We start from the raw sequence: 273 nt of genomic DNA, 5'->3' as shown, positions 1-273 counted from the left end.
TGACGGGCCCGTCGTGGCCGCCGGGCAGCTCGACGAGCCCGCGGCCGAGCCGGGACGCGAGTACCTCGGCGCAGCGGTGCTCCCAGCGCCCGCGCGACTCGACCCCGCCGGTCGGGACGACCCGGACCCCGCTCGCAGTGATGTCGTCGGGGTCGATGCGGACGGCCCGTACCGCGGGGACGTCGTGGCGCAGGAACCGGCGCAGTGCGGGCTCCGGGTCCCCGGACGGCGGTTCCGGCCGGTAGCCGGGCTCGACGGGGTCGTCGCCCGAGG

The 273-nt window shown here is 78.8% G+C and carries 1 pseudogene; it reads right to left on the bottom strand.

The annotated features are described in order from the left end of the window. Positions 1 to 273, bottom strand: a pseudogene (locus GTW08_RS24295) (alpha/beta hydrolase); the annotation flags it as partial.

This window comes from Pseudonocardia sp. SID8383, assembly GCF_009864975.1.
Lineage (GTDB): Bacteria > Actinomycetota > Actinomycetes > Mycobacteriales > Pseudonocardiaceae > Pseudonocardia > Pseudonocardia alni.
The sequence above is the reverse complement of the archived record's forward strand: the minus strand, read 5'-3'. Positions and strand labels throughout refer to the sequence as shown.